The sequence below is a fragment of the Candidatus Pantoea multigeneris genome, assembly GCF_011752615.1.
GTDB classification, from domain to species: domain Bacteria; phylum Pseudomonadota; class Gammaproteobacteria; order Enterobacterales; family Enterobacteriaceae; genus Pantoea; species Pantoea multigeneris.
Window position 1 is genome coordinate 45,773 of the sequence record NZ_VWXF01000006.1, and the last position, 24,430, is coordinate 70,202.

The window sequence follows — 24,430 nt, forward strand, 5'->3', positions numbered from 1 at the left end:
TCCGGCCTTTTTGTTTGCCTGTATCACCGATTAATGCACGGTGCCTTCCGTTTTACGCTTCTCAGCGCTGAGGAAGTGGTAGGTCAGTTGGTTGTTCTCTTTATCGAGCGCAACGGACACCGAGCCGCCATCCACCAGTGAACCAAACAGCAGTTCATTCGCCAGCGGTTTCTTCAGGCTTTCCTGCACGGTACGCGCCATTGGACGTGCGCCCATTGCGCGATCGTAGCCTTTCTCTGCCAGCCAGTCGCGAGCTTCATCACTGACTTCCAGCGACACGCCTTTGGCATCCAGCTGCACCTGCAGTTCGACAATAAACTTATCGACCACCAGATGAATCACCTCGGTAGAGAGGTGTTTGAACCAGATAATGTTGTCGAGACGGTTACGGAACTCTGGCGTAAAGATCTTTTTAATCTCTTCCATCGCATCCGTACTGTTGTCCTGATGAATCAGGCCAATGGATTTACGTTCGGTTTCACGCACGCCGGCGTTGGTGGTCATCACCAATACCACGTTGCGGAAGTCCGCTTTGCGACCGTTGTTATCGGTCAACATTCCGTTATCCATCACTTGCAGCAGCAGGTTGAACACGTCTGGGTGCGCTTTTTCGATCTCGTCCAGCAGCACTACCGCGTGAGGATGCTTAATCACCGCATCCGTCAGCAGGCCACCCTGGTCAAAACCAACATAGCCCGGAGGAGCACCAATCAAACGGCTAACCGTATGGCGCTCCATGTACTCGGACATGTCAAAACGCAGCAGCTCAATACCCAGCGCTTTTGCCAGCTGCACCGTGACTTCGGTTTTACCTACGCCGGTTGGGCCAGCAAACAGGAAGGAACCGACCGGCTTGCGATCCTGGCTCAGACCCGCGCGGCTCATTTTGATGGCTTCGGTCAATGCTTCAATCGCATTGTCCTGACCAAAGACCAGCATTTTCAGGCGGTCGCCGAGGTTCTTCAGCGTATCGCGATCGCTGGCTGACACGCTCTGCTCTGGAATACGAGCAATACGCGCCACCACTGATTCAATATCCGCCACGTTAACGGTTTTTTTGCGTTTGCTGACCGGCAGCAGACGCGCACGCGCACCCGCTTCATCAATCACGTCAATCGCCTTGTCTGGCAGATGACGATCGTTGATGTATTTCACTGCCAGCTCAACCGCAGCACGAATCGCTTTCGCCGTGTAACGCACATCGTGGTGCGCTTCATATTTCGGTTTCAGACCGTTCAGGATCTGCACCGTTTCTTCAGCAGAAGGTTCGGTGATGTCGATTTTCTGGAAACGACGGGCCAGCGCACGATCTTTTTCGAAGATGTTGCTGAACTCCTGATAGGTGGTTGAACCCATCACGCGGATTTTACCGCTGGAGAGCAGCGGCTTGATCAGATTCGCCGCATCAACCTGGCCACCAGAAGCCGCACCCGCACCGATGATGGTGTGGATCTCATCGATGAACAGAATACTGTTGGTATCCTGCTCAAGCTGTTTCAGCAGCGCTTTAAAGCGTTTTTCGAAATCACCCCGGTATTTGGTTCCCGCCAGCAGTGAACCGATATCCAGCGAGTAAATGGTGCAATCCTGCATCACTTCGGGCACGTCACCCTGCACGATACGCCAGGCGAGACCTTCGGCAATTGCAGTTTTACCCACGCCAGATTCACCCACTAACAGCGGGTTATTTTTACGGCGGCGGCACAGCACCTGAATGGTACGTTCCAGTTCCTTGTCACGACCAATCAGCGGGTCGATCCCGCCAACGCGTGCAAGCTGATTGAGATTGGTGGTGAAGTTTTCCATACGTTCCTCCCCGCCTGCTTGCTCTTCGTTAACTGGATTTTCCGCATTCGGGGCCTGAGAAGGCTCATCTTTGCGTGTGCCGTGAGAGATGAAGTTCACTACGTCGAGACGACTGACTTCATGTTTGCGCAGCAGATAGGCAGCTTGTGACTCCTGCTCGCTGAAAATGGCGACCAGCACATTCGCGCCGGAGACTTCGCTACGGCCGGATGACTGAACGTGGAAGACCGCACGCTGGAGCACGCGCTGGAAGCTGAGCGTAGGCTGTGTATCACGCTCTTCTTCGCTGGCAGGCAGCACAGGTGTGGTTTGTTCGATGAAGGTTTCAAGTTCCTGCCGCAGCGCCACAATATCCACTGAGCAAGCTTCTAAAGCTTCCCGGGCAGATGGGTTACTGAGCAAAGCCAGTAACAGGTGCTCGACGGTCATAAACTCATGACGGTGCTCACGCGCTCTGGCGAAAGCCATATTTAAACTGAGTTCCAGTTCTTGATTGAGCATAAGGCACCTCCCCCAATTATCGCTCTGACGACCTCACCCTAACACTATGGGGACGGTCTCAGGCTTTTTCCAGCGTACACAGCAACGGATGTTGGTTTTCCCGTGCGTATCTGTTCACCATCGCCACTTTGGTTTCAGCTACCTCTGCAGTAAATACACCACAAATTGCTTTCCCCTGGTAGTGAACATTCAGCATCAGTTGCGTTGCACGTTCAACATCATAAGAAAAGAACTTTTGCAGAACGTCAACAACAAATTCCATTGGCGTATAGTCATCATTGTTCAATATGACTTTATACATGGAAGGCGGCTTTAATCCTTCACGTGTTTTTTCTTCGGCCAGGTGTTCGAAGTTAAGCCAGTCGTTCGTGTTTGCCATAATGTTCCGTTCAAATTCTGTACGTTGCGTCCGGGTGGTATCCACCCCTGATTACAGTTTAACACGTCCGTCAGGCCCATTTTCAATCTGACAAAAAACAGCACCAAATGGCTCGACGCGACCTGTATCACAAAATTCGCAATAGCGTTAACTGCTTCAAATTTTGAGCAATTTCTCTGATTCCAGCGCCGTGGATTGCTTGACGCCCTCTGCGGTTTATCTACATTCTACTGACATATGCTGATTGAGATTTAAACAGTCTCGACTCACAGCGGCAATGACTTCACCTGTTTAACAACTGTACTGCGAGGGAAGTAAAAGCATGGAGACGGGAACAGTTAAATGGTTCAATAACGCCAAAGGTTTTGGCTTTATCTGCCCGCTTGGTGGCGGTGATGATATCTTCGCGCACTATTCCACCATTCAGATGGAGGGATACCGCACCTTGAAAGCCGGACAGCGCGTGCAGTTTGCTGTCCATCAGGGACCAAAAGGCAATCATGCCAGCCTGATTGTGCCAGAAGAAACGCAGGCAGTTGCCTGAAAAACGCCCCCTGTATTCTGACCATCCCGAAGCTAAAATGCCAGCCAAAGCCGCTGGCATTTTTCTGTTTTTTGCGGTTTTTTTAATCAGCCTTGCCGCGTGCCAACCACATCACCCGGGCAAACAAGGTGTTGAGCAGCGGCGGAATGGCAGCAGGTCCACGTTCAGCGGCTGACATCGCAACCGCTATCGCCAGCTCCGGTTTAGAAGCATGTTGAATGGCTTTGGTAATAATACGCCGGGCGTTCATTGGCACGTTTGACGGCAGGTGCGCCACCTCCCGGTAAACCTCGCTGAACCCCTGACGATACAGAAAATTCTCCATATCCAACGCGGGCAGCTGCGTCAGATGATCGTCCTCGGTTTCGCCATGTTGCAGTTGGCCACGTGCGCTGGCCGCATATTTTTTCCCGGCGTCATCGCCATCGGTCAGCACATGCCAGGCAATCCCCATACGTCGGGCAAATTTGAGCAGTGGACGCAGGCCGGACTGCGCAAATTCAATCACCTTCACGCCTTCGGCGGCAAAGTGATAGCCGCACTGCCGCGCCAGTTCATTGATAATCCATACTTCCGTTTCTCCCTCCACCAGTAACCAGCAGCGGGCAAACAACGCCGAAGGCCGATTGACGCGAATGTGGAAACCGATGCGGCGGCTCTCTTCCGCACTCAATCCTTCCGGGCCAATACGCCATGCCGTAACGCGTTCAGCTTCACGCACCAGACGACAGACATGTTCCACCGGCACCTGCGAAAGCAGTTCTGAAGAGTTGGTGGTCGCAATCTTTTGCAGCGGCAGCATCTCCAGCAGATTCCAGGTCACCGAGAGCATAATGGGATGCAGGCGCGTTTCTGGATCTTCAATCAGCAAAAGCGGCTGAGACCCCGGTGCAAGTGCATCACTGCCCCGCGCCTGCAGCAGCAACGAAAACATGCGCAGTAAAATCAGCTGATGGCTGCGTGAATCCGTTTCACCGATCAATTGATTCAGCTGGTCAAGGGAGCGCCAACCCGCTTCCCCTTTGCGTCGCTGCGGAGCAACGCGTGCCACCGGGGTACTGGCATCCGCAGGTTGCACCAGAAAATAGTGTTCCAGTAACTGTTGCAGCGTCTGCAATCCCTGACGCAGCATGTCATCCGTCAGGTGCTGCGGACGCGTCATTAACTCGCGCATCAACGCCTCTGCTTCTGTGGCCAGGCTATTCACTTCTGGTTCTAGTGCAACATCGCTGGCGCGGGAGCGGCGGCTAAAGCGGGCATCACGCAGGCGCAGCACGGGAGAGCGGCGAATCAGTTGCTGAATCGCTGGTGTTGTACCGGCCTCGGGTAGCACATCGCCACGCGCGTCCAGAAAGCGGCGTGAGGTGAAGACACCTTCATCCCGCCGCCGACCCTGAACGCTGTAGTAGAGCAGACGCCCCCCGTCCTCAGCCTGTTGCCAGAACGACGCTAACGCCGTTTCGTGATCGTCTGGCCCGGCGCGGAAACAAAATACAATGCGCAAGCGGCGCATCTGAGCCTCCAGCTCGCCCGGCGGAAAGTGAAAATCATGGGCGGTAAACTGATAGGGCGCAGATTGCGGTGAGAGTAACAGGGTTAACGCATCCAGCAGGCTGGATTTACCCCAGGCATTCTCACCGATAAGCAGATTGGTTGAGGTCAGGGGCAGCGAAAGATGGCTGATACCGCGAAAGCCGGTAATTTCGATATGTTCCAGAATCATGGCGACGTCCTGTGTTTTTTTTCAGCATGAACGGTGCCTGCAAGGTGGTCAAGTTACTGGTGTGAAAGCCTTTACTCCATCACTGTTTTTCGCTAGCGTGTGCGCCTCTCAACAAGGATGATGCTATGTATACCGGGCTGTTAATTATTTTGCTGCCGCTGATTATCGGCTGGCTGCTGCCGTTCCGTCACCCTCGCCTGCTGCACGTTGTGAATCGCGCGCTGAGTTATATGGTGTATGTGATTCTGTTCTTTATGGGCATCAGCCTCGCATTTCTCGATAACCTCAGCAGCAACCTGGTGCGCGTGTTCCACACTGCGCTGATCTGCGCGGTCTGCATTCTCTTGTGCAACCTGCTCGCGCTGTGGCTATGGGAGAAGCGCCAGCCGTGGCAGCATAACCATCGTCAGGAGCAGTTGCCGTCACGCCTGAAAATGGCGCTGGACTCGCTGCAACTTTGTGCCGTGGTGGTGCTTGGCTTCCTGCTCGGGCTGACGCAGTGGCCCTTCCTGCACCATGCCACCGCAGCAGGGGAATATGCCTTAATGTGTCTGCTGTTGCTGGTGGGGATACAACTGCGCGGCAGCGGCATGACCTTGCGCCAGATTGTCATCAACCGCCGGGGCATGACGATCGCGGCGGTAGTGACACTCAGCGCACTGGTCGGTGGCATGATCGCGGCACTGGTTCTGGGCTTACCACTGAAAACCGGGCTGGCGCTGGGCAGCGGCATGGGCTGGTACTCCATTTCCGGTATTCTGATGACCGAAGGCTTTGGTCCGGTGCTCGGCAGCGCCGCCTTTTTCAACGATCTGATCCGCGAATTAGTCGCCATTATCCTGATCCCACCATTAATTCAGCGCCATCGCACGCTGGCGTTAGGGATCAGCGGCGCTACCTCAATGGACTTTACCCTGCCGGTGCTGCAACGGGCTGGAGGCAGTGAAATTGTGCCCGCCGCCATTGTCCACGGCTTTATTACCAGCCTGCTGGCCCCCATTCTGATCGCGCTGTTTTCTGGCTAGTCCCCCCAGCTGAACTAAGCTTCTTGTCTGCGGCCCTGCAACGGGCCGCTAAAATAAGGAGCCTAGAGATGAAACAACAGACCGTTGCTGCACTGCTTGCCAAAACCCTTGAGAGCGCTGGCGTTGAGCGTATCTGGGGGGTCACCGGGGACTCACTCAACGGGCTGAGTGATAGCCTGAATCGCATGGGCACCATTCAGTGGATGCCCACCCGCCATGAAGAAGTGGCGGCCTTCGCCGCAGGCGCTGAAGCACAAATCAGCGGCAAACTGGCGGTCTGCGCCGGTTCTTGCGGGCCGGGTAATCTCCATTTGATTAACGGCCTGTTCGACTGCCACCGCAACCGCGTGCCGGTGCTCGCCATTGCCGCACATATTCCCTCCAGCGAAATTGGCAGCGGCTATTTCCAGGAGACCCATCCGCAGGAACTGTTCCGCGAATGCAGCCATTACTGTGAGCTCGTCTCAAACCCGGAACAGCTCCCGCAGGTACTGGGGATTGCCATGCGCAAGGCAATCCTTGAACGCGGTGTCTCTGTGATTGTGTTACCGGGGGATATCGCCCTGAAACCCGCGCCAGAACATGCCAGCGCCAACTGGTATCCGCCCGCGCTGCCGCAGGTGGTTCCCGCCGCTCACCAACTTGAACAACTGGTTGAGGCGCTGAATCAGGCACACAACATTACGCTGATGTGCGGCAGCGGCTGTGCCGAGGCCCATCAGCAGGTGGTGCAACTTGCCGCCCGCCTCCATGCCCCGGTGGTGCACGCGCTGCGCGGTAAAGAACACATTGAATACGACAATCCGTATGATGTGGGCATGACCGGACTGATTGGCTTCTCATCCGGTTTCCACGCCATGATGAATGCCGACACCGTCGTGCTGCTCGGCACCCAGTTCCCTTACCGGGCTTTCTATCCCACCGATGCCAAAATCATTCAGATTGATATCAACCCAGGCAGCCTGGGTGCGCATAGCCATGTTGATTTAGCTCTGGTGGGGGATATCAAAGCCACCCTGCAACAGATTCTGCCCCAACTGCGTGAACAGCAGGATCGTTCCCACCTCGACAGCGCACTGGCGCACTACCGCGATGCGCGCAAAGGACTGGATGACCTCGCCACGGCCAATGATAAACAGGCCATTCATCCTCAGTATCTGGCACAGCAGATCAGCCGTTATGCCGCTGAAGATGCGATTTTCACCTGTGATGTCGGCACCCCAACCGTATGGGCAGCACGCTATTTGAAGATGAACGGCAAGCGCCGTCTGATAGGTTCGTTTAACCACGGTTCGATGGCAAACGCCATGCCGCAGGCGCTGGGCGCGCAGTCGCTGGATAAGCAACGCCAGGTGGTCGCACTGTGCGGCGATGGCGGGTTCAGTATGCTGATGGGGGATTTCCTCTCGCTGGCACAGTTACAGCTCCCGGTAAAGCTGGTGATTTTTAATAACAGCGTGCTGGGTTTTGTCGCTATGGAGATGAAAGCGGGCGGCTATCTGACCGATGGCACTGAGTTGCATAACCCCAACTTTGCCGCCATGGCAGAAGCCTGCGGCGTGAAAGGCATTCGGGTGGAAAAAGCCTCACAGGTGGATGAAGCCTTGCAGCAGGCTTTTGCCCATCCGGGTCCGGTGTTAGTGGATGTTGTTACTGCCAGTGAAGAGCTGGCGATCCCACCGCAGATCAAACTGGAGCAGGCCAAAGGCTTCAGTCTGTATATGCTGCGCGCGATCATGAACGGACGCGGTGACGAGGTGGTTGAGCTGGCAAAAACGAACTGGTTAAGGTAAGAAAGAAGGACGTATCTGATAAGCAATAGCGGGCCAACAGAGCCCGCTTTTTACAGGGAGAGCCATGTGATCGATCTACGCAGTGATACCGTAACCCGCCCCAGTGCCGCGATGCTGGAAGCCATGCACCATGCCGCCACCGGTGATGATGTCTATCGAGATGATCCTACCGTCAATGCACTGGAAGTGGAGGCTGCCCGGTTAAGCGGCAAAGCCGCTGCACTGTTTTTCCCCACTGGCACCCAGGCCAACCTGGTTGCGCTGTTAAGTCACTGTCAGCGCGGGGATGAGTATATCGTTGGTCAGCAGGCCCATAACTATAAGTATGAAGCAGGGGGTGCGGCAGTCCTTGGCAGCATTCAACCGCAACCGGTACTGGCGGCTGCCGATGGTACTCTTCCCCTTGATGTGGTGGCGGCCGCGATCAAACCCGATGATATCCATTTTGCCCGTACCCGCCTGTTAAGCCTGGAGAATACCCATCACGGCAAAGTGCTGCCGCTGGAGTATCTGCAACAGGCATGGCAATTGACGCGTGAAAAACAGCTGGCGCTGCACATTGATGGGGCGCGTATTTTTAACGCCGTGGTGGCGCAGGGTGTGACGTTAGAAGAGATTGCCCGTTACTGCGATACCCTGACCATCTGCCTGTCGAAGGGGCTGGGCACGCCTGTGGGGTCGCTGTTGTGTGGCGACCGAGAGTATATTGAACGCGCACGCCGCTGGCGCAAAATGGTTGGTGGTGGCATGCGCCAGGCCGGTATTCTGGCCGCTGCCGGGCTGTATGCGCTGGAACACAACGTTGCCCGCCTGCAGGAAGATCACGACAACGCGGCGTGGCTGGCTGAGCAGTTGCAGGATCTCGGGCTGGAAGTCACCGAACAGCACACCAACATGGTGTTTGTCCGCGTGCCAGTGCAGCAGATCACTGCGCTCAGCGACTGGATGTCACAGCGCGATGTACTGTTCAGCGTCAGCGCCGTGACTCGCCTGGTCACTCATCTGGATGTTGACCGTGCAGCACTGCAAACCTTAGTGAATCACTGGCGCGACTTTCTGCATCAATAAGGCCCGTACTTCTCCAGTAGCGCCTGCGCGATTGCCAGCGTCTCGGCATCGGCATTGCCGCGATAATCTGCCGGGCGGAAGTGCATCTGAAACGCCGCAATCAGCTGCTGTTGCTGATGCGGCGTGACGGCCGCAGCGGTGTTATAGCCGTAGTGTCCCAGCACCTTTAACAGTTCAGCCGCGTCCACTGGCGTGTTTGCCCTCTGGCCGTGTAGTAACACCGCGACCCGACTGGCATCAGGCCAGGCACCAATCCCCTGCTGCGCCAACTGCTGCCACGGAAATAGCGGGCCTGGGTCCTGTTTTCTTCCCGGTGCAATGTCGCTGTGCCCCACGATATTTTCCGGAGAAATCGCGTAACGTCGGGTAATATCCTGCACCAGCGCGGCCAGTGCACGGATCTGATCCGGCGTGAAGGCCTGCCAGCGCAGCCCGGTGAGCGTGCGTTGATAGCCACTGTTGACCAGTTCAATCCCAATTGAGGTGTCGTTGATGCGGCTGGCTCCACGCCAGAAGCTGCTGCCCGCGTGCCATGCCAGCTGTTCCTCCGGCACCAGTTGCCATATCACCCCTTGCCCGTCTCGCTGCGGCGGCTGACGTGGGATCAGGTAATGCACGCTGACTTCACGATCGGTAAGTGTGGCGAGCGAGCTGGCAAAATCTTCGGCGGTGTAGTGAATCACCACCACTTTAATGCGCGGGCGTGCGCCCTGTGCCGGGTGAGTGACATCCACCCAATAGCCGTTACGGCTCTCAATCCCCGCGTGGCAACCGACCAGTAATAAACTCAGTAATAACAACAGCCGCTTCAATCCTGCTCCTTGGGGAAAAATGGGCGATGACCCATCGCATGTAAAAACCGGTGACTATACTTTAGGCAAAAAGTTGTGCACTGCACCCCGAGCCTGATAAGGATTTTTCATGAAAAACCGTTTGTATGGACTTTTACTCCCTGCCACTCTGCTGCTCTCCGCCTGTACTACCGTTGAGCCTGTCATCAAAGACAATGGGCCGCGCACCGCCGCCTGCGTAGATGGCGGCCCGGACAGCGTGGCCCAGCAGTTTTACGATTTACGCCTGCAAACCTTAAATCAGGGCATCCCCAATAGCCAGACGTTGGCCCGCTACCGGCCTTACCTGAGTGACAAACTTTACCAGCAGCTAAGCCAGGTGGCAGCACAAAATCCGGCCTTGCGCGGCGATCTGTTCTCCAGTTCAGCACAGGGCCCCACGGAAGCCAGCGTAGCAGATGCTTCAACCATCCCTAACCGCGATGCCCGTAACATCCCGCTGCGCGTCGATCTCTCCCGGCAAAACCAGCACTGGCAGGATGAGGTCGCGATGATCCATGAAGGCAACTGCTGGGTGGTTAATGATGTGCGCTATTTAGGTGCCGGACCGCATGTGGGTGGCAGTTTGTCACAACTGCTGGAAAATCAGACAAAAAAACAGTAAGCGCATGAATATCTACATTTAATTGATTATGCACTTTTGGTCGCTTTGCAAAATAAGCGATATATTGTGCTACAAATATGCTGTTTAAATTACATTTCATAAATTTTAACCCACCACAATTGCATAACTATTCTGGTGACGTTAAAATTTGCGACATCAATTGCTATTCAATTTCGGCGCATGAGTATTCAACTAAACGCGATTAACTGCTATTACGGTGCCCACCAGGCACTGTTCGACATCAACCTGGAATGTCCGCAAGGGGAAACCCTGGTCCTGCTCGGCCCAAGCGGCGCGGGGAAAAGTTCGCTGTTACGCGTTCTGAATCTGCTGGAACAGCCACGCTCCGGTACCTTACAGATCGCAGGGAATACCTTCGATTTCAGTAAGAAACCGGGCGATGCGGCGATCCGTGAGCTGCGCCAAAACGTCGGGATGGTCTTCCAGCAATACAATCTGTGGCCACACCTGAGCGTGTTGCAGAACCTGATTGAAGCGCCTTGCCGGGTACTTGGCTTGAGCAAACAGGCTGCTGAGGCGCGTGCGGCGAAGCTGCTCGATCGCCTGCGCCTCACGCCATTTGCCGACCGTTTCCCGTTACACCTCTCCGGGGGTCAGCAACAGCGTGTTGCCATTGCGCGCGCACTGATGATGGAACCCCAGGTGCTGCTGTTTGATGAACCTACCGCCGCGCTGGACCCTGAAATCACCGCGCAAATTGTTAATATCATTCGCGAGCTGTCTGAAACCAACATCACGCAAGTCATCGTGACCCACGAAGTGGAAGTGGCGAGAAAAACCGCCAGCCGCGTGGTGTACATGGAAAATGGTCACATCGTTGAACAAGGCGATGCCAGCCGGTTTACACAGCCGCAGACTGAAGCCTTTGCCCACTATCTTTCGCATTAATTAAGGATGCTGTTGATGAAAAAAATCTTCCTGGCCGCACTGCTGACAGCAGTAAGCCTGAGTGCCTCTGCGGCGCAGACCATCCGTTTTGCTACGGAAGCGTCTTACCCTCCGTTTGAGTATGTGGATGCAGACAACAAGATCCAGGGCTTTGATGTCGATCTGGCGATGGCGCTGTGTAAACAGATTGATGCCACCTGTACGTTTACCAATCAGGCCTTTGACAGCCTGATCCCGAGCCTGAAGTTCCGCCGTTTTGATGCGGTCATGGCAGGGATGGATATCACCCCGGATCGTGAAAAGCAGGTGCTGTTCACCAAGCCTTACTACGACAACTCCGCGCTGTTTATTGCGCAGAAGGGCAAAGTGGCCGATGTTGCCGCACTCAAAGGTAAACGTGTGGGTGTGCAAAACGGCACAACGCATCAGAAGTACCTGAGCGATAAACACAGCGACATCACCATCGTGCCTTACGACAGCTACCAGAATGCGGTGCTGGATCTGAAAAATGGCCGTATTGATGCCGTATTCGGTGATACAGCCGTGGTCAATGAGTGGCTGAAACAGAACGCCACGACGCTGGCCAGTGTGGGCGATAAAGTCACCGATAAAGCCTACTTTGGCACCGGCCTCGGCATTGCGGTACGTCAGGGCAACAGCGATCTCCAGGGCAAGTTCAATACCGCACTGGATAAGATCAAAGCAGATGGCACCTACAAAACCATCTACAGCAAATGGTTCCCGCAGTAATCCGCTATGAATGAATTGATTTCTCTCGCAAGCGCCGCCGGGATGACCGTCGGCCTTGCTGTTTGCGCACTTATCGCCGGCCTTGTGCTGGCGATGATTTTTGCTGGCTGGGAGTCCGCACGCTGGCAGCCTCTGGCGTGGGTAGGGACCGGGCTGGTAACGCTGATTCGCGGGTTACCGGAAATTCTGGTGGTGCTGTTTATCTACTTCGGTGCCTCGCAGCTGCTGCTAACCCTGTCGGATGGTTTCACCATTAACCTTGCCGTGGTGAAAATCCCGGTGCAGGTGCAGATTGAAAACTTCGATGTCAGTCCCTTCTTGTGCGGTGTGATCGCGTTGGCCATGCTCTACTCAGCCTATGCTTCACAAACCCTGCGTGGTGCCCTCAAAGCGGTACCACAAGGTCAGTGGGAGTCGGGTCAGGCATTGGGCATGAAAAAGTCCGCTATCTTCCTGCGCCTGATCATGCCGCAAATGTGGCGTCATGCTCTGCCAGGCCTGGGTAATCAGTGGCTGGTACTGTTGAAAGATACCGCCTTAGTGTCCCTGATCAGCGTCAACGATCTGATGCTGCAAACCAAAAGTATCGCCACCCGTACTCAGCAGCCGTTTACCTGGTATCTGATTGCCGCCGCGATTTACCTGGTGATCACCTTGCTGAGTCAACAGGTGTTGAAACGTATTGAACAGCGCGCCACGCGCTTTGAACAAGGCCACGGCTGATGCTGGACTATATTCCCGAACTTCTGAAAGGGTTGCAGACCAGCCTGACGCTGACCGTGGTTTCCCTGCTGGCGGCATTGGTGCTGTCACTGCTGATCACCATCGTGCTGTCTCTCAAAGTGCCGGTGTTGCAACAGATTGCGCGCGGCTACATCACGCTGTTCACTGGCACACCCCTGCTGGTGCAAATCTTCCTGATCTACTACGGCCCGGGCCAGTTCACCTCACTGCAACAGGTGCCGTGGCTCTGGCATCTGCTGTCTCAGCCGTGGTTGTGTGCCATGCTGGCACTGTCACTCAACAGTGCTGCCTACACCACTCAGCTGTTTTATGGCGCCGTTAAAGCCATTCCGGCTGGGCAGTGGCAATCCTGCGCAGCGCTGGGCATGAGCCGTAAAGATACCCTGCATATTCTGCTGCCTTACGCCTTTAAGCGTGCCCTCTCCTCTTACTCCAACGAAGTGGTGTTGGTGTTTAAAGGGACGTCTCTGGCGTACACCATCACGCTGATGGAAGTGATGGGCCACGGGCAGTTGCTGTATGGCCGCACCTATGATGTCACGGTGTATGTCGCCGCAGGCCTGGTGTATCTGTGCGTGAATGGCTTGCTGACCTTGATGATGCGTTTGATTGAGCGTCGCGCGTTGGCATTTGAGCGACGGAACTAAAGCTATGGCGGGGCGACCCGCCATATAAATACTCATAAATATTGCATAAAGATTCATTTACTGGCATGGTGTAAGCCGTTTTGCGCAGCAATAATAACGTCTTACAGGAGTCCGACCATGAATAAATGGATCATTGCCGCCGTGTTGGCGACAGTGGCGATTAGCGCCCAGGCTGCGGAAACCATCCGCTTTGCCTCCTCTGCAACCTATCCTCCGTTTGAATCCCTTAACAGTGAAAACCAGATCGCCGGTTACGATATCGATCTGGCAAAAGCGCTGTGTAAGCAGATGCAGACCGAATGTACTTTTACCAATAACGCCTTTGACAGCCTGATCCCGTCACTGAAATTCCGCCGCTATGACGCCGTGATTTCCGGGATGGATATCACCGCCGAGCGCAGCAAACAGGTCGACTTCACCACCCCGTACTATGCCAACTCCGCCATTGTGATTGCGCACAAGGGCCAGTTCAGCTCGCTGGATCAGCTGAAAGGCAAACGTATTGGTGTGGAAAATGGCACAACGCATCAGAAGTATCTGCAAGAAAAGTTCCCGGGCGTGGTCAGCGTACCGTACGACAGCTATCAGAATGCGATTCTTGATCTGAAAAATGGTCGTCTGGATGGCGTGCTCGGCGATACTGCCGTGGTGAACCTGTGGCTGAAAGCGAACCCGGATCTGTCGGGCGTGGGCCAGCACATTACCGACACCAGCTACTTTGGTACCGGTTTGGGTATTGCAGTGCGTAAAGGCAATGAAGCCCTGCGTGATAAGCTGAATGCCGCGCTGGTGGCGATTAAAGCAGACGGTACCCTGGCGAAAATTAACCAGCAGTGGTTCCCAGAATAAAGAATCGTTCTCCGCTACCCTGCACGGACGCAGGGTAGTGTCCCTCTGGCCTTAAGCCCGCACCAGCAGCGTGAGCACTTCAAAATGCGCGGTATGCGGGAACATATCAAACAGTTGCACCTTACTGACCTGGTAGTCCGGTAAACGGGCGATATCCTGCGCCATGGTATCCGGATTGCAGCTGGAGTAGAGGATATAGTCCGGTGCCATCTGGCTAAGGTAGTTACACAGTTCCACGCCGATGCCACGACGTGGCGGATTCACCAGTACCAGCTCCGGCACCGCATCACGCGCAGTGGCGAAAGCGGTAGAATCCAGCGCAGCGAAATCGACCTTTTTCAAGCCGAGCATATCAGCGGAGCGCCGTGCACAGGCAATGGCTTCAGCGCTGATTTCAATCCCGGTCAACTGCATCTCCGGCGTTGCACAGTGCAAGCCAAATCCACCTACGCCGCAAAACAGATCCCACATGCTGGTCACTGCCAGCTCACGGACCCAGTTTCTGGCGGTGGCATACAAGGTTGCCGCGACATGCGGGTTGGTCTGGAAAAAGCTTTGTGGCCGGATCCACAGCGGTACGCCGTTAAAGTTCTCTGCCAGGGATTGCGATTCCGTCAACGGCACCTCTTCCTCACCTTCCAGAATCGCCATCGGCACCGGCTGAATATTGGCGGAGATCACCGTCAACTGCGGTAACTGTTGCTGCAACCACGGCAGCGCGGCGCGCAGCTGCGCCAGCTTGTCATGAGAACGCAGAACAAAACGCAGCATCATGCCGCCCTGGCTGCTTTCGGTCAGTAGCAGGTACTTCAGTTCACCCCGGCGGCGCTGTATGTTGTAAGGCGTCAACCCTGCGCGAGCAATAAAAGGCTTGAGTACGGAAAAAACCTCCGCGAAATGGGCCGGATAAAGCGGACATGCGGTGAGATCGACCGGCTCACCGTCACGTGGCACCGCACCAAATACAGGACGCTCCACGCTGCCGCTGACCACCATTTTCGCCTTATTGCGGAACGCCTCAGGGGCCGAGGTGACAGCGGGCAACCAGGCCGCGACAGGATGCGCGGCCAGCAGTTGCTCCAGCAAAGATTGCTTCTCACTGAGTTGCTGTGAATAGGGTTTTTCCAGCCACTGGCAGGAGCGGCAACGGTGATCGTCAAAAAGGGCGCAGTGCATGGTAAAGCCTGTTATCTGGGGCAAGAGAGCGATAAGCGGGACGCGATTGTATCACCGCTTTCGGAAAAATGCGCGGCTGCTGGCAGGCACAAACAACAGCATGATCACCAGCGCATCCGGCAGTTTCTGCACCAGCGTATGGTGAATCGCCTCGGCATCACTCTGGCCGGCAAAGCTAAATAACTCCGGATAGACGAAGCCCAGTGATGCCAGCAGCATATAGACCAACACCACGCCCTGCGCCGCAATAAAGCCCCAGCGCGCGCTGTTGCGGCCGCGTAGCAGTAGAAAGGCACAACGCAGTTCATAGAGGAAAATCAGCTGGCTGGCGATGAAGATCAAGGTGGAGTCCCACGCCTGCGCACTGCGGTGGACGAAATTCATCAGCTCGGTAACCCCAAGGGCATCGATCAACATCAGCACGCTGAGACAGCGAGTGGTAATAATCGCCACCGCCGCCGTGGTGACGGCCACCGGTGCTAGTGCAACAAAGGGGGTTTTAAAGGTTTCTGACATCTGCGCCACTCCAGAATCAAGGGCTGGCGATGCCAGCCCTTAACATAGTGGCAAAAGTTACGCGTTTCAGCCACGTTTTGCTTTCTGAATATCGCGAATACGCTGCTTTTCTTCGTGTGCCATATAGCGCCAGGCGATAAAACCGACCAGACCGACAATAAACAGAATCAGAGAGGCCAGAGCGTTGATCTCCGGGTTCACGCCACGACGTACCGTGGCAAAAATCGCCATAGGTAAGGTCGTCGCCCCCGGTCCGGTCACAAAGCTAGAGATGACCAGGTCATCCAGTGACAGCGTAAAGGCCAGCAGCCAGCCCGTGACCAACGCAGGGGCAATCATCGGCACCGTAATCACGAAAAACACCTTCAACGGCGTGGCACCCAGATCCATCGCAGCCTCTTCAATGGAGCGATCCAGCTCGCGCAGACGCGAGTTAATCACCACCGAGACATAGGCGGTACAGAAGGTCACGTGGGCTAACCAGATGGTCAACATGCCGCGATCCCCCGGCCAGCCAAAAGCATTACCCATGGCGACAAACAGCAGCAGCAGCGAAAGCCCGGTGATCACATCGGGCATCACCAACGGGGCGGTCAGCATAAACGCAAAACCGGTATGCCCACGGAAACGGCCAAAACGCACGATAATCACGGCGGCAATCGTCCCCAGCACCACCGCCATTGAGGCAGAAAGCGCAGCGATGGTCAGGCTGAGCCCCACCGCATCCAGCATCGCGCTGTCCTGGAACAACACGTGGTACCAGTGAAACGAGACGTTTTCCCACACCGTCACCAACGGTGAACTGTTGAAGGAGTAAACCACCAGCAGCAGCATAGGGGCATACAGAAACACAAAACCGAGCAGCAAAATCACAATGCGCCACGGTGAACGCACCGCAGGTAAGGTGGTCATGATTTTTCTCCCGCTTCACGATTTTGATGCTTATGGAACCAGATAATCGGCAGGATCAGGATCAGTAAGATGATCACCGCCAGCGCGGAGGCCACTGGCCAGTCACGGTTATTAAAGAACTCCTGCCACAGAATACGGCCAATCATGATGCTGTCCGGACCACCCAGCAGTTCCGGGATGACGTACTCCCCCACGGCCGGAATGAACACCAGCATCGAACCGGCAATAATGCCGCCTTTGGTCAACGGCACAATCACGCTAAAAAAGGTTCTTAGCGGACGCGCACCGAGATCCAGCGAAGCTTCCACCAGCGAATAGTCAATGCGGGTCAGCGCGGTGTAGATCGGCAGCACCATAAACGGCAGATAGCAGTACACAATGCCGATATACACGGCGGTGTTGGTATAGAGGATCACTAAAGGATGATCGATAACCCCGGTCCACAGCAGGAAGCGGTTAAGGATCCCGTTATCATTCAGCAGTCCCATCCAGGCATAGACGCGCACCAGGAATGACGTCCATGAAGGCAGAATCACCAACAGCAGCAGAATATTGCGCACTTCCGGTCGGCTATGGGCCACGGCCCAGGCCAGTGGATAGCCAATCAGCAGACAGATAATGGTGGAAATCCCTGCGACCAGTAGCGAATGCAGATACGCGTCGACATACAGCGGATCGTCAGTCAGTTGCAGATAGTTACCGAAATTCAACACCACATTGAGTTGATCGTCCGCCCAGGTCAGCAAACTGGTGTAAGGCGGGATCGCCCGGGCGATATCGGCAAAGCTTATTTTCAGCACAATCAAAAAAGGCAGCAGGAAAAACAGCGCCAGCCAGACATAGGGCAGCGCAATCACCAGTTTGCGGCCATGCTGCATTTTGATACGCGTGGCCCAGCGGCCTAACGGTGTACCAACCAGCACCGGAGGTTCGGCGCGGCGTGGGGTAAACAGGCTCATCGCAGCTCCTTAAACCGTCAAAACCACACAGCTGTCGGTATCCCAGCACAGCCGGACTTCATCACCCCAGGTCGGCGCACCTTTGCGGTAGCGATGGGCGTTCTGTAGCTGCGCACTGATCATCTGCCCACTGCGCAGACGCACGTGATAGATAGAAAGGTCGCCAAGGTAGGCAATATGCACCACTTCACCCACGGCAAAGTTGCAGCCATCTGCCGGAACCTCTTCGCACAGCATCACTTTTTCCGGGCGTAGTGCCACGAACACCGGCACGTTATCCACCACGGAAACGTCAGAATCGACCTTCAGCGGGTGGACCAGACCCGGACTTTCAATCACCAGGCCATCTGCCTGACGCTCACGCAGTAAACCTTCAAACACGTTGACCGAACCGATAAATTCGGCGCTATAGCGGCTGGTGGGGTTTTCATAAATCTCTTCCGGCTCGCCAATTTGCACAAACTTACCGCGATTCATGATCGCGATACGTCCGGCCATGGTCATCGCCTCTTCCTGGTCGTGGGTGACCATGACACAGGTCGCCCCCACGCGCTCAAGGATATCCACCACTTCCAACTGCATGCGGTCACGCAGTTTTTTATCCAGTGCGCCCATTGGCTCATCCAGCAACAACAGCTTGGGCCGTTTTGCCAGGCTGCGTGCCAGCGCCACGCGCTGACGCTGTCCGCCGGAGAGCTGATGCGGTTTACGCTTTGCAAACTCCTGCATGTGGACCAGGCTCAGCATCTCTTCTACCCGGCTGGCAATTTCAGCCTTTGGCAACTTGTCTTGTTTCAGGCCAAACGCGATGTTTTGCTCCACCGTCATGTGTGGGAACAGCGCATAGGACTGGAACATCATATTGATCGGGCGCTGATAAGGCGGTACGTGCGACAGATCCTGACCGTCGAGAACAATCTGTCCACTGGTGGGCGCTTCGAAGCCTGCCAGCATGCGGAGCAAGGTCGATTTACCACAACCGGAAGCCCCTAGCAGGGCAAAAATTTCGCCTTTATAGATGGTCAGGCTGACATCATCCACGGCGTGCTGACCATCAAACGATTTGGTCAGATTGCGAATTTCCAGCAGCGGCGTTAACGCCTTAGCGGTTTTTTGTTGCGGGCGTTGAGTTACATCGTTCACTAACATCTCTCTCCGGCGCTGAGCGGGACAGCACGAAAAAGCCAGCCGCTAAAATGGCAAACAGAGGCCATAAACGCGCCTCTGTTTTCGTCACATTGTAAATCTATCCGTCGACGACGAATTACTTACCACTTTTTACTTTAGTCCATGCACGGGTACGCGCACGATCCAGCTTCGGATCCTGGACTTTCAGCACAAACAGCTTCTTCATAGCATCCGGTGTTGGGTAGATGCCCGGATTGTTACGAATGTCTGCGTTGATCAGTGGCAATGACGCGGCGTTACCGTTGGCGTAGTTCATCTTATTGGACACATCAGCAATCACTTTCGGGTCCATGATGTAGTTCAGCCACTGGTAGGCCTCATCGAGATTTTTAGCGTCTTTCGGGATCGCCATCATGTCGAAGAACGCCAGCGCACCCTCTTTTGGCACGCTGTAGCCCACATGCACGCCGTTTTTCGCGGCATCTGCACGGTTCTTCGCCTGGAGGATATCGCCAGACCAGCCGATCGCCACACAGATGTTGCCGTTAGCCAGATCGTTGATGTATTGCGAAGAGTGGAAATAACGGATGCTCGGACGCAGTTTCAGCAACAGATCGGTGGCAGCACCGCTGTAGTCTTTGGCATCGCTGCTGTTCGGATCTTTGCCGAGATAGTTCAGCACGGTGGCGAAAATCTCTTCTGGCGCATCGAGGAATGCCACGCCACAGCCTTTCAGTTTGGCCAGATTTTCCGGTTTCAGTACCAGATCCCAGCTGTCTAATGGGGCATCTTTACCTAACGCGGCACGTACTTTATCGACGTTATAGCCAATACCCGTGGTGCCCCACAGATACGGAATGGCGTATTTATTGCCCGGATCGTGTTGGGTCAATTTCGCCATGATATCGGGATCAAGGTTTTTGTAATTCGGTAATTTGCTCTTATCCAGTTCCTGGAAAACACCAGACTGAAGCTGACGCGCCAGGAAGCTGGAAGAAGGCACTACCACATCGTAGCCCGTGCTACCTGCCATCAGTTTGCCTTCCAACACCTCGTTGGAATCAAACACGTCATAGGTGACTTTGATGCCTGTCTGTTTTTCAAAGTTCGGCACCACGTCTGGAGCGATATAATCTGACCAGTTATAAACGTGCAGTTCTTTATCTGCCGCCATGCTGCCTGCGGAAACCGCCATCAGCACCCCTGCCACCACAGCCGACAACCATTTTTTACGTTGGTTGATCATGTTTTTTCCATCCTCCTGAGCGGGTCATCATAACGCTGCAAACCTGTGACGAGGCACGCGGGCCCGGCATCACAGCCGACACAATGAATCATTATTCAACTGAAGTTTAATAGCAAAATCCTATATCTGCGTTGAGGTTGCTCGCGTTTCCGCAGCCCCGCCAGCATAGCCCCGCCGATCCTGCGACGCCAGACCTCAGGGTAAAAAACGGTATTCATGCGATGTAATGCATTTTTCTGCTATGAGAATGGGTATTCACGCCATCAGGCGCGATTAAAATCTGGCAAAGCGCGGCTAAAGGCAGAATAAAAAGTGGCGGGGTTAAAATGAAAACTGCCGCATAAAGCGGCAGTTGCATCAGAAAGCGAGGAGACGAAATATTAATGCAACAATGAGCGCTCTGAGGAGACTTGCGGGCGATCTTCTTCATCTTCGCCCATCATCAGTAAATTATTGGCAAAGGCCTCCATAATCACCATGGAAACCTGCTCCTCACTCTGCTTCATAAAGTGCGAGAACTGGCCGAAGGTCACACCGGCGCTGATACTGATGGACTGGCAAACAATCAGCTTCGGCAGGTTATCATCCTGGATATCCACAAACGCTTTTACCGTCAGGGAACTGGCGTTGATCTGCGACAGGTCACCGACCAGTGGGATCAACGCTGTGGGCTTAACTTCTGCCAACGCAGAGAACAGGATTATGTTGTCCACCAGATCGATTTTTGCGTCAAAAATCCCGTCGAAGTTCTGCATATGCGGCAGGTGCAGTGCCTGACAGGCATCACATTCAAACCAGGTGATGTTTTGTTGATCGAGCCAGTGACGCAGCAGGTCGAGATCCGGTACGACAAGAGAATCCATTGTAAGGTCCCACAGGGTAATATTCTGGCGCAATAGCCTACGGCAAATCTTGCCTTAGCGCCATGAAAACAACCCCGGAGTATCAGGGCTGCTCGCTTTTCAGAACATCTTGAGGAGTGGCATGTTGCTCAATCCACTCGATCATCATGTCCGCAATCCGAATGCCGGTGGCCGTTTCCACTCCTTCCAGACCGGGTGAGGCATTCACCTCCATGATCAGTGGGCCGCGCAGTGAACGAAGAATATCCACCCCCGCCACGTCCAACCCGTGAACCCTGGCGGCTTTCACTGCCAGCGCACGCTCCTCAGCGGTGATCTCGACGGCTGTTGCCGTGCCACCGCGATGAAGATTGGAGCGGAACTCTCCCGCTTTGGCTTTTCGTTCAATCGCGGCAACCACTTCATCACCGATCACCAGGCAGCGAATATCCCGTCCCTCAGCCTCTTTAATAAACTCCTGGACCAAAATATGCGCATGCAGGCCGCGAAAAGCATCAATGACGCTCTCGGCCGCCTGGCGCGTCTCCGCCAGCACCACGCCCACGCCCTGAGTTCCTTCCACCAGCTTCACCACCAACGGTGCCCCGCCCACCATTGCGATCAGATCATCGGTGTCATCTGGCGACGAGGCAAATCCCGTTACCGGCATATTGATCCCGGCGCGCGCCATAATCTGTAATGAACGCAGCTTGTCGCGCGCCTGCATTACTGCAACAGACGTATTGAGAAGGTAAGTGCCACTCATCTCGAACTGGCGCAGTACTGCCGTGCCGTAAAAGGTAATTCTGGTGCCAATCCGGGGGATCACCGCATCAAAATGGCCCAACGGCTCGCCGCGATAGTGCACGCACGGCGAAGCGACATTGATATTCATATAGCAGGCAAGAGGATTGATCACTTGCACCGAATGGCCACGTTGTTCTGCCGCTTCGCGCAGACGTTTACAGGAGTAGAGACTGCCGTCGTGGGACAGTATGGCCAGTTTCATGGTGCTTCCTTTATCTCTCGGGAGTTAGCGGGTTGCCCACCCCTGCTGATGCAGATAGTCGAGCATAAACGGACGCGTCTCTTTAATAATCAGGCGCTGAATCAACTCGCTCCAGGTTTCGCTGCGCTGGTTGCTGTCACGCTGCTGATAGTAGATCGCAGTGCGGCTATCGTAGTCGGCCAGTACTGTTTGATCCAGAGGTTGGTAACGATTTTCATGCACCAACATGGCCTGTGGAATACGCGGTTTACTGTCCGGCGTGGCAGCCGGATGGCCGATGCAGAAGCCAAACAGTGGCAGGACAAACTTTGGCAGCCCAAGCAGCTCAGTCACCTCGGCAATGCTATTACGAATACCGCCAATAAATACGCCACCCAGACCGAGAGACTCTGCCGCAACCATCGCATTTTGTGCCATCAGCGCGGTATCAACACAGCCTAAAAGCAGTTGCTCCGCCCTGCCCAACTGCGCATCAGGACAAATTTGCAAATGGCGATTAAAATCAGCGCAGAAGACCCAAAATTCAGCCGCCTGTGCCACCCAGGGTTGCCCGCCACTCAAGGTCACTAACTGTTCACGCACCGCCGGATCGGTAATACGGATAATGGACGAGCACTGCAGGAAGCTGGAGGTTGAGGCCGCTTGCGCCGCAGCAATGATCGCCGTGCGTTGTGCTTCAGTAATGGCTTCTGGTGTAAAACTGCGAACAGAACGGTGACTACAAAGTAAATCAATGGTTGGGGTCATACTCTCTCCAAAAAACTATTTTTTATCGCGCGGCTGATCAAACAGCTGCGGTGCCATTGCTTGTGCCGTTCGCCATGCAATCAGCCAACAAGAAGGCAACATCAGGGCAATGCCCACCACGCTGAGGATAATTGCCAGGGTTTTGCGTTCAAACATGGCGGGTGTGGGCAGCCACTGGTTCACCACCAGCAGGGCAATAATCAGCAACAGGCCACCGACCGCTTCCAGCAGCAGCACCTTTTTCGGTAACCGCATAATATTTCGCATCTGTCTCTCTCCTGCTTGCGCATGAGGCCACGAGCCCCATCCCATGCTTCAACTATCGCACAACTGGCGGAGAGAGGTTAGCAGGCTATGCCTCTGCCCGTTGAACAGCTTGAGGGGTGAACCGTGATTAATTTAGGATGTGGATTCGCAAATCGTCGTTATGCGGTTTATGCTGCTTTCGGACCTGAACATCATTTAAGCGACAAATATGACTTTTCTGCACGATACACTGCACTTTATTCAACAAAATCCGCTGCTGGCGATCAGTTTCAATATCGTTTTATTGGTGGCAGCGGGCTTGATTGCACATCTATTGTGCAAATTTTTTATTGTCAAAGTGGTACGCAAACTGTTTTTTAGCAGCCATAAGAACAGTGTACCGCTGGATAAAGATGTCCGTATTTCAGAAAAGCTGTCGAATTTTCTTCCGGTGATCATTGTTTACTATTTGTTGCAGTTTATGACCGACCTGCCGCAGCATATCGTGATCGCCATCACCACCGTGTGTGGCATCCTGTTTTTTATCTATCTCTCATTATTTCTCAACGAGTTGCTGGAGATCATCAACAACTCCTACGCTAAAAAGACGCGGCGTAAAAACCACTCAATTAAAGGCTACATTCAGATTGGCAAAATCGGGGTCCATATTGTCTCCGCCATTATGATTGTGGCTATTATGTCCAACAAGTCACCCGTTATTATTATCTCGAGTCTTGGCGCGGTGGCCGCAGTATTAATGTTGGTGTTTCAACATACATTATTATCCCTGGTGGCTAACATTCAGGTCTCGTCTAACGATGTATTACAGTTAGGGGACTGGATCGAGATGCCTGATAATGGGATTAGCGGCGAAGTGATTGATATCGCCTTGCACACCATTACGGTGCGCAACTGGGATAATACGCTGTCACGTATTCCCACCAAAAATTTCCTCACTGAAACCTATACCAACTGGCAGTCCATGTTTTCCTCGGGCGCACGCCGGATTATGCGCAGTTTTTACCTCGACCAACAGTCAATCTGCTTTGCCACGCAGGAGATGCTGCAATCCCTGTCAGAGTTGAAACTCGCCAGTGAGCCCCTCTCCGCGCTGCTGGATGGCCGTGATATCAGTGTGGTTAGCGACCGCTGGCTGGCCGATGAAGGCATCACCAACCTGACGATCATGCGTAAATATCTCACTCACTACCTGCGCCAGCGTGCTGATATTCATCAGGATATGTATGTCGTGGTGCGCGCGTTAAAGCCCGCGCCTGATGGCCTGCCGATTGAAGTTTACTGCTTCTCCACCTCGACCGCCTGGATTGACTATGAAAATACCCAGGGGGAAATTTTCGAATACATCTACGCAATACTGGGCCACTTCTCCCTGCGCATTTACCAACACCCTGCGGGTTGGGATATGGCGCAAATCGGCACTGCCCGCCGTTAACCC

At 54.5% G+C, this 24,430-nt stretch carries 25 protein-coding genes; 11 read left to right on the top strand and 14 right to left on the bottom strand.

Going from position 1 to position 24,430, the window contains the following annotated elements:
* Positions 1-30: 30 nt before the first annotated feature.
* Both clpA and clpS read right to left on the bottom strand, forming a co-directional pair.
* Positions 31-2,307, bottom strand: a complete 2,277-nt coding sequence (gene clpA, locus F3J40_RS14750) for an ATP-dependent Clp protease ATP-binding subunit ClpA (RefSeq protein WP_017347014.1) — start codon at positions 2,305-2,307, stop codon at positions 31-33.
* 58 nt (positions 2,308-2,365) lie between these two features.
* Positions 2,366-2,686, bottom strand: a complete 321-nt coding sequence (gene clpS, locus F3J40_RS14755) for an ATP-dependent Clp protease adapter ClpS (RefSeq protein ID WP_017347013.1) — start codon at positions 2,684-2,686, stop codon at positions 2,366-2,368.
* Positions 2,687-3,008: 322 nt separating this feature from the next.
* On the opposite strand from clpS, the gene cspD reads away from it, so the two are divergent.
* Positions 3,009-3,230, top strand: a complete 222-nt coding sequence (gene cspD / locus F3J40_RS14760; RefSeq protein WP_017347012.1) for a cold shock-like protein CspD — start codon at positions 3,009-3,011, stop codon at positions 3,228-3,230.
* An 82-nt stretch (positions 3,231-3,312) separates the two neighbouring features.
* Here the strand turns inward: cspD and F3J40_RS14765 are convergent, their stop codons facing one another.
* Positions 3,313-4,953, bottom strand: a complete 1,641-nt coding sequence (locus F3J40_RS14765) for an ATP-dependent nuclease (RefSeq protein WP_167015763.1) — start codon at positions 4,951-4,953, stop codon at positions 3,313-3,315.
* Positions 4,954-5,078: 125 nt separating this feature from the next.
* Between F3J40_RS14765 and F3J40_RS14770 the strand changes: the two genes are divergently transcribed.
* The 3 genes from F3J40_RS14770 (at position 5,079) to ltaE (ending at position 8,839) form a co-directional block, all read left to right on the top strand.
* Positions 5,079-5,978 (top strand): LysO family transporter, encoded by a 900-nt coding sequence (locus tag F3J40_RS14770; protein ID WP_167015766.1) that lies wholly within the window; start codon positions 5,079-5,081, stop codon positions 5,976-5,978.
* A 68-nt stretch (positions 5,979-6,046) separates the two neighbouring features.
* The gene (poxB, locus tag F3J40_RS14775) at positions 6,047-7,771 is read left to right on the top strand and encodes a ubiquinone-dependent pyruvate dehydrogenase (RefSeq protein WP_167015767.1); all 1,725 of its coding nucleotides are present in this window, start codon (positions 6,047-6,049) and stop codon (positions 7,769-7,771) included.
* 66 nt (positions 7,772-7,837) lie between these two features.
* Positions 7,838-8,839 (top strand): low-specificity L-threonine aldolase, encoded by a 1,002-nt coding sequence (gene ltaE / locus F3J40_RS14780; protein WP_167015769.1) that lies wholly within the window; start codon positions 7,838-7,840, stop codon positions 8,837-8,839.
* Here the strand turns inward: ltaE and F3J40_RS14785 are convergent.
* A complete protein-coding gene (locus F3J40_RS14785) occupies positions 8,833-9,651 on the bottom strand; it encodes an N-acetylmuramoyl-L-alanine amidase (protein WP_167015771.1) in 819 nt (272 codons plus the stop codon). The genes ltaE and F3J40_RS14785 overlap by 7 nt on opposite strands.
* Before the next feature lie 109 nt (positions 9,652-9,760).
* Here F3J40_RS14785 and F3J40_RS14790 point away from each other — a divergent pair, with 109 nt between their 5' ends.
* From F3J40_RS14790 to artJ (F3J40_RS14815), 6 genes are all read left to right on the top strand, one after another.
* Complete coding sequence (locus F3J40_RS14790) at positions 9,761-10,294, top strand: lipoprotein (protein ID WP_167015773.1); 534 nt, start codon at positions 9,761-9,763, stop codon at positions 10,292-10,294.
* Positions 10,295-10,474: 180 nt separating this feature from the next.
* Entirely contained in the window at positions 10,475-11,203 is a 729-nt protein-coding gene (gene artP, locus F3J40_RS14795; RefSeq protein WP_017347005.1) for an arginine ABC transporter ATP-binding protein ArtP, read from the top strand.
* Positions 11,204-11,218: 15 nt separating this feature from the next.
* The gene (gene artJ / locus F3J40_RS14800) at positions 11,219-11,953 is read left to right on the top strand and encodes an arginine ABC transporter substrate-binding protein (RefSeq protein WP_167015775.1); all 735 of its coding nucleotides are present in this window, start codon (positions 11,219-11,221) and stop codon (positions 11,951-11,953) included.
* A gap of 6 nt (positions 11,954-11,959) precedes the next feature.
* Positions 11,960-12,676 (top strand): arginine ABC transporter permease ArtQ, encoded by a 717-nt coding sequence (gene artQ / locus F3J40_RS14805; RefSeq protein WP_167015777.1) that lies wholly within the window; start codon positions 11,960-11,962, stop codon positions 12,674-12,676.
* Positions 12,676-13,344: an arginine ABC transporter permease ArtM gene (gene artM / locus F3J40_RS14810; protein ID WP_167015779.1), complete on the top strand. Its 669-nt coding sequence runs from the start codon at positions 12,676-12,678 to the stop codon at positions 13,342-13,344. Before artQ ends, artM begins: the two co-directional genes overlap by 1 nt.
* Before the next feature lie 117 nt (positions 13,345-13,461).
* A complete protein-coding gene (gene artJ, locus F3J40_RS14815; RefSeq protein ID WP_167015781.1) occupies positions 13,462-14,193 on the top strand; it encodes an arginine ABC transporter substrate-binding protein in 732 nt (243 codons plus the stop codon).
* Between the two features lie 51 nt (positions 14,194-14,244).
* Here the strand turns inward: artJ (F3J40_RS14815) and rlmC are convergent, their stop codons facing one another.
* The 10 genes from rlmC to F3J40_RS14865 form a co-directional block, all read right to left on the bottom strand.
* Positions 14,245-15,369 carry a 23S rRNA (uracil(747)-C(5))-methyltransferase RlmC gene (gene rlmC / locus F3J40_RS14820; RefSeq protein ID WP_167015783.1) on the bottom strand — a complete coding sequence of 375 codons (1,125 nt, stop codon included), beginning with the start codon at positions 15,367-15,369 and terminating at the stop codon, positions 14,245-14,247.
* Positions 15,370-15,420: 51 nt separating this feature from the next.
* On the bottom strand, positions 15,421-15,885 hold the full coding sequence (locus F3J40_RS14825; protein ID WP_017346999.1) for a YbjO family protein: 465 nt from the start codon (positions 15,883-15,885) through the stop codon (positions 15,421-15,423).
* Between the two features lie 66 nt (positions 15,886-15,951).
* The gene (gene potI / locus F3J40_RS14830; protein ID WP_017346998.1) at positions 15,952-16,797 is read right to left on the bottom strand and encodes a putrescine ABC transporter permease PotI; all 846 of its coding nucleotides are present in this window, start codon (positions 16,795-16,797) and stop codon (positions 15,952-15,954) included.
* The gene (gene potH, locus F3J40_RS14835; protein WP_167015785.1) at positions 16,794-17,756 is read right to left on the bottom strand and encodes a putrescine ABC transporter permease PotH; all 963 of its coding nucleotides are present in this window, start codon (positions 17,754-17,756) and stop codon (positions 16,794-16,796) included. The genes potI and potH overlap by 4 nt, the downstream gene beginning before the upstream one ends.
* 9 nt (positions 17,757-17,765) lie before the next feature.
* Positions 17,766-18,899 carry a putrescine ABC transporter ATP-binding subunit PotG gene (gene potG, locus F3J40_RS14840; protein WP_157060534.1) on the bottom strand — a complete coding sequence of 378 codons (1,134 nt, stop codon included), beginning with the start codon at positions 18,897-18,899 and terminating at the stop codon, positions 17,766-17,768.
* Between the two features lie 121 nt (positions 18,900-19,020).
* The gene (gene potF / locus F3J40_RS14845; protein WP_167015787.1) at positions 19,021-20,130 is read right to left on the bottom strand and encodes a spermidine/putrescine ABC transporter substrate-binding protein PotF; all 1,110 of its coding nucleotides are present in this window, start codon (positions 20,128-20,130) and stop codon (positions 19,021-19,023) included.
* A 380-nt stretch (positions 20,131-20,510) separates the two neighbouring features.
* Positions 20,511-20,993, bottom strand: a complete 483-nt coding sequence (locus tag F3J40_RS14850) for a YbjN domain-containing protein (protein ID WP_167015789.1) — start codon at positions 20,991-20,993, stop codon at positions 20,511-20,513.
* A gap of 82 nt (positions 20,994-21,075) precedes the next feature.
* Positions 21,076-21,981, bottom strand: coding sequence for a 30S ribosomal protein S6--L-glutamate ligase (rimK, locus tag F3J40_RS14855; protein ID WP_167015791.1), 906 nt, complete (start codon positions 21,979-21,981; stop codon positions 21,076-21,078).
* A 24-nt stretch (positions 21,982-22,005) separates the two neighbouring features.
* Positions 22,006-22,728, bottom strand: a complete 723-nt coding sequence (gene nfsA / locus F3J40_RS14860; RefSeq protein ID WP_167015793.1) for an oxygen-insensitive NADPH nitroreductase — start codon at positions 22,726-22,728, stop codon at positions 22,006-22,008.
* Positions 22,729-22,743: 15 nt separating this feature from the next.
* Complete coding sequence (locus F3J40_RS14865) at positions 22,744-22,995, bottom strand: DUF1418 family protein (RefSeq protein WP_017346991.1); 252 nt, start codon at positions 22,993-22,995, stop codon at positions 22,744-22,746.
* Between the two features lie 208 nt (positions 22,996-23,203).
* On the opposite strand from F3J40_RS14865, the gene F3J40_RS14870 reads away from it, so the two are divergent.
* The gene (locus tag F3J40_RS14870) at positions 23,204-24,427 is read left to right on the top strand and encodes a mechanosensitive ion channel family protein (protein ID WP_167015795.1); all 1,224 of its coding nucleotides are present in this window, start codon (positions 23,204-23,206) and stop codon (positions 24,425-24,427) included.
* The last annotated feature ends 3 nt before the right edge of the window (positions 24,428-24,430 follow it).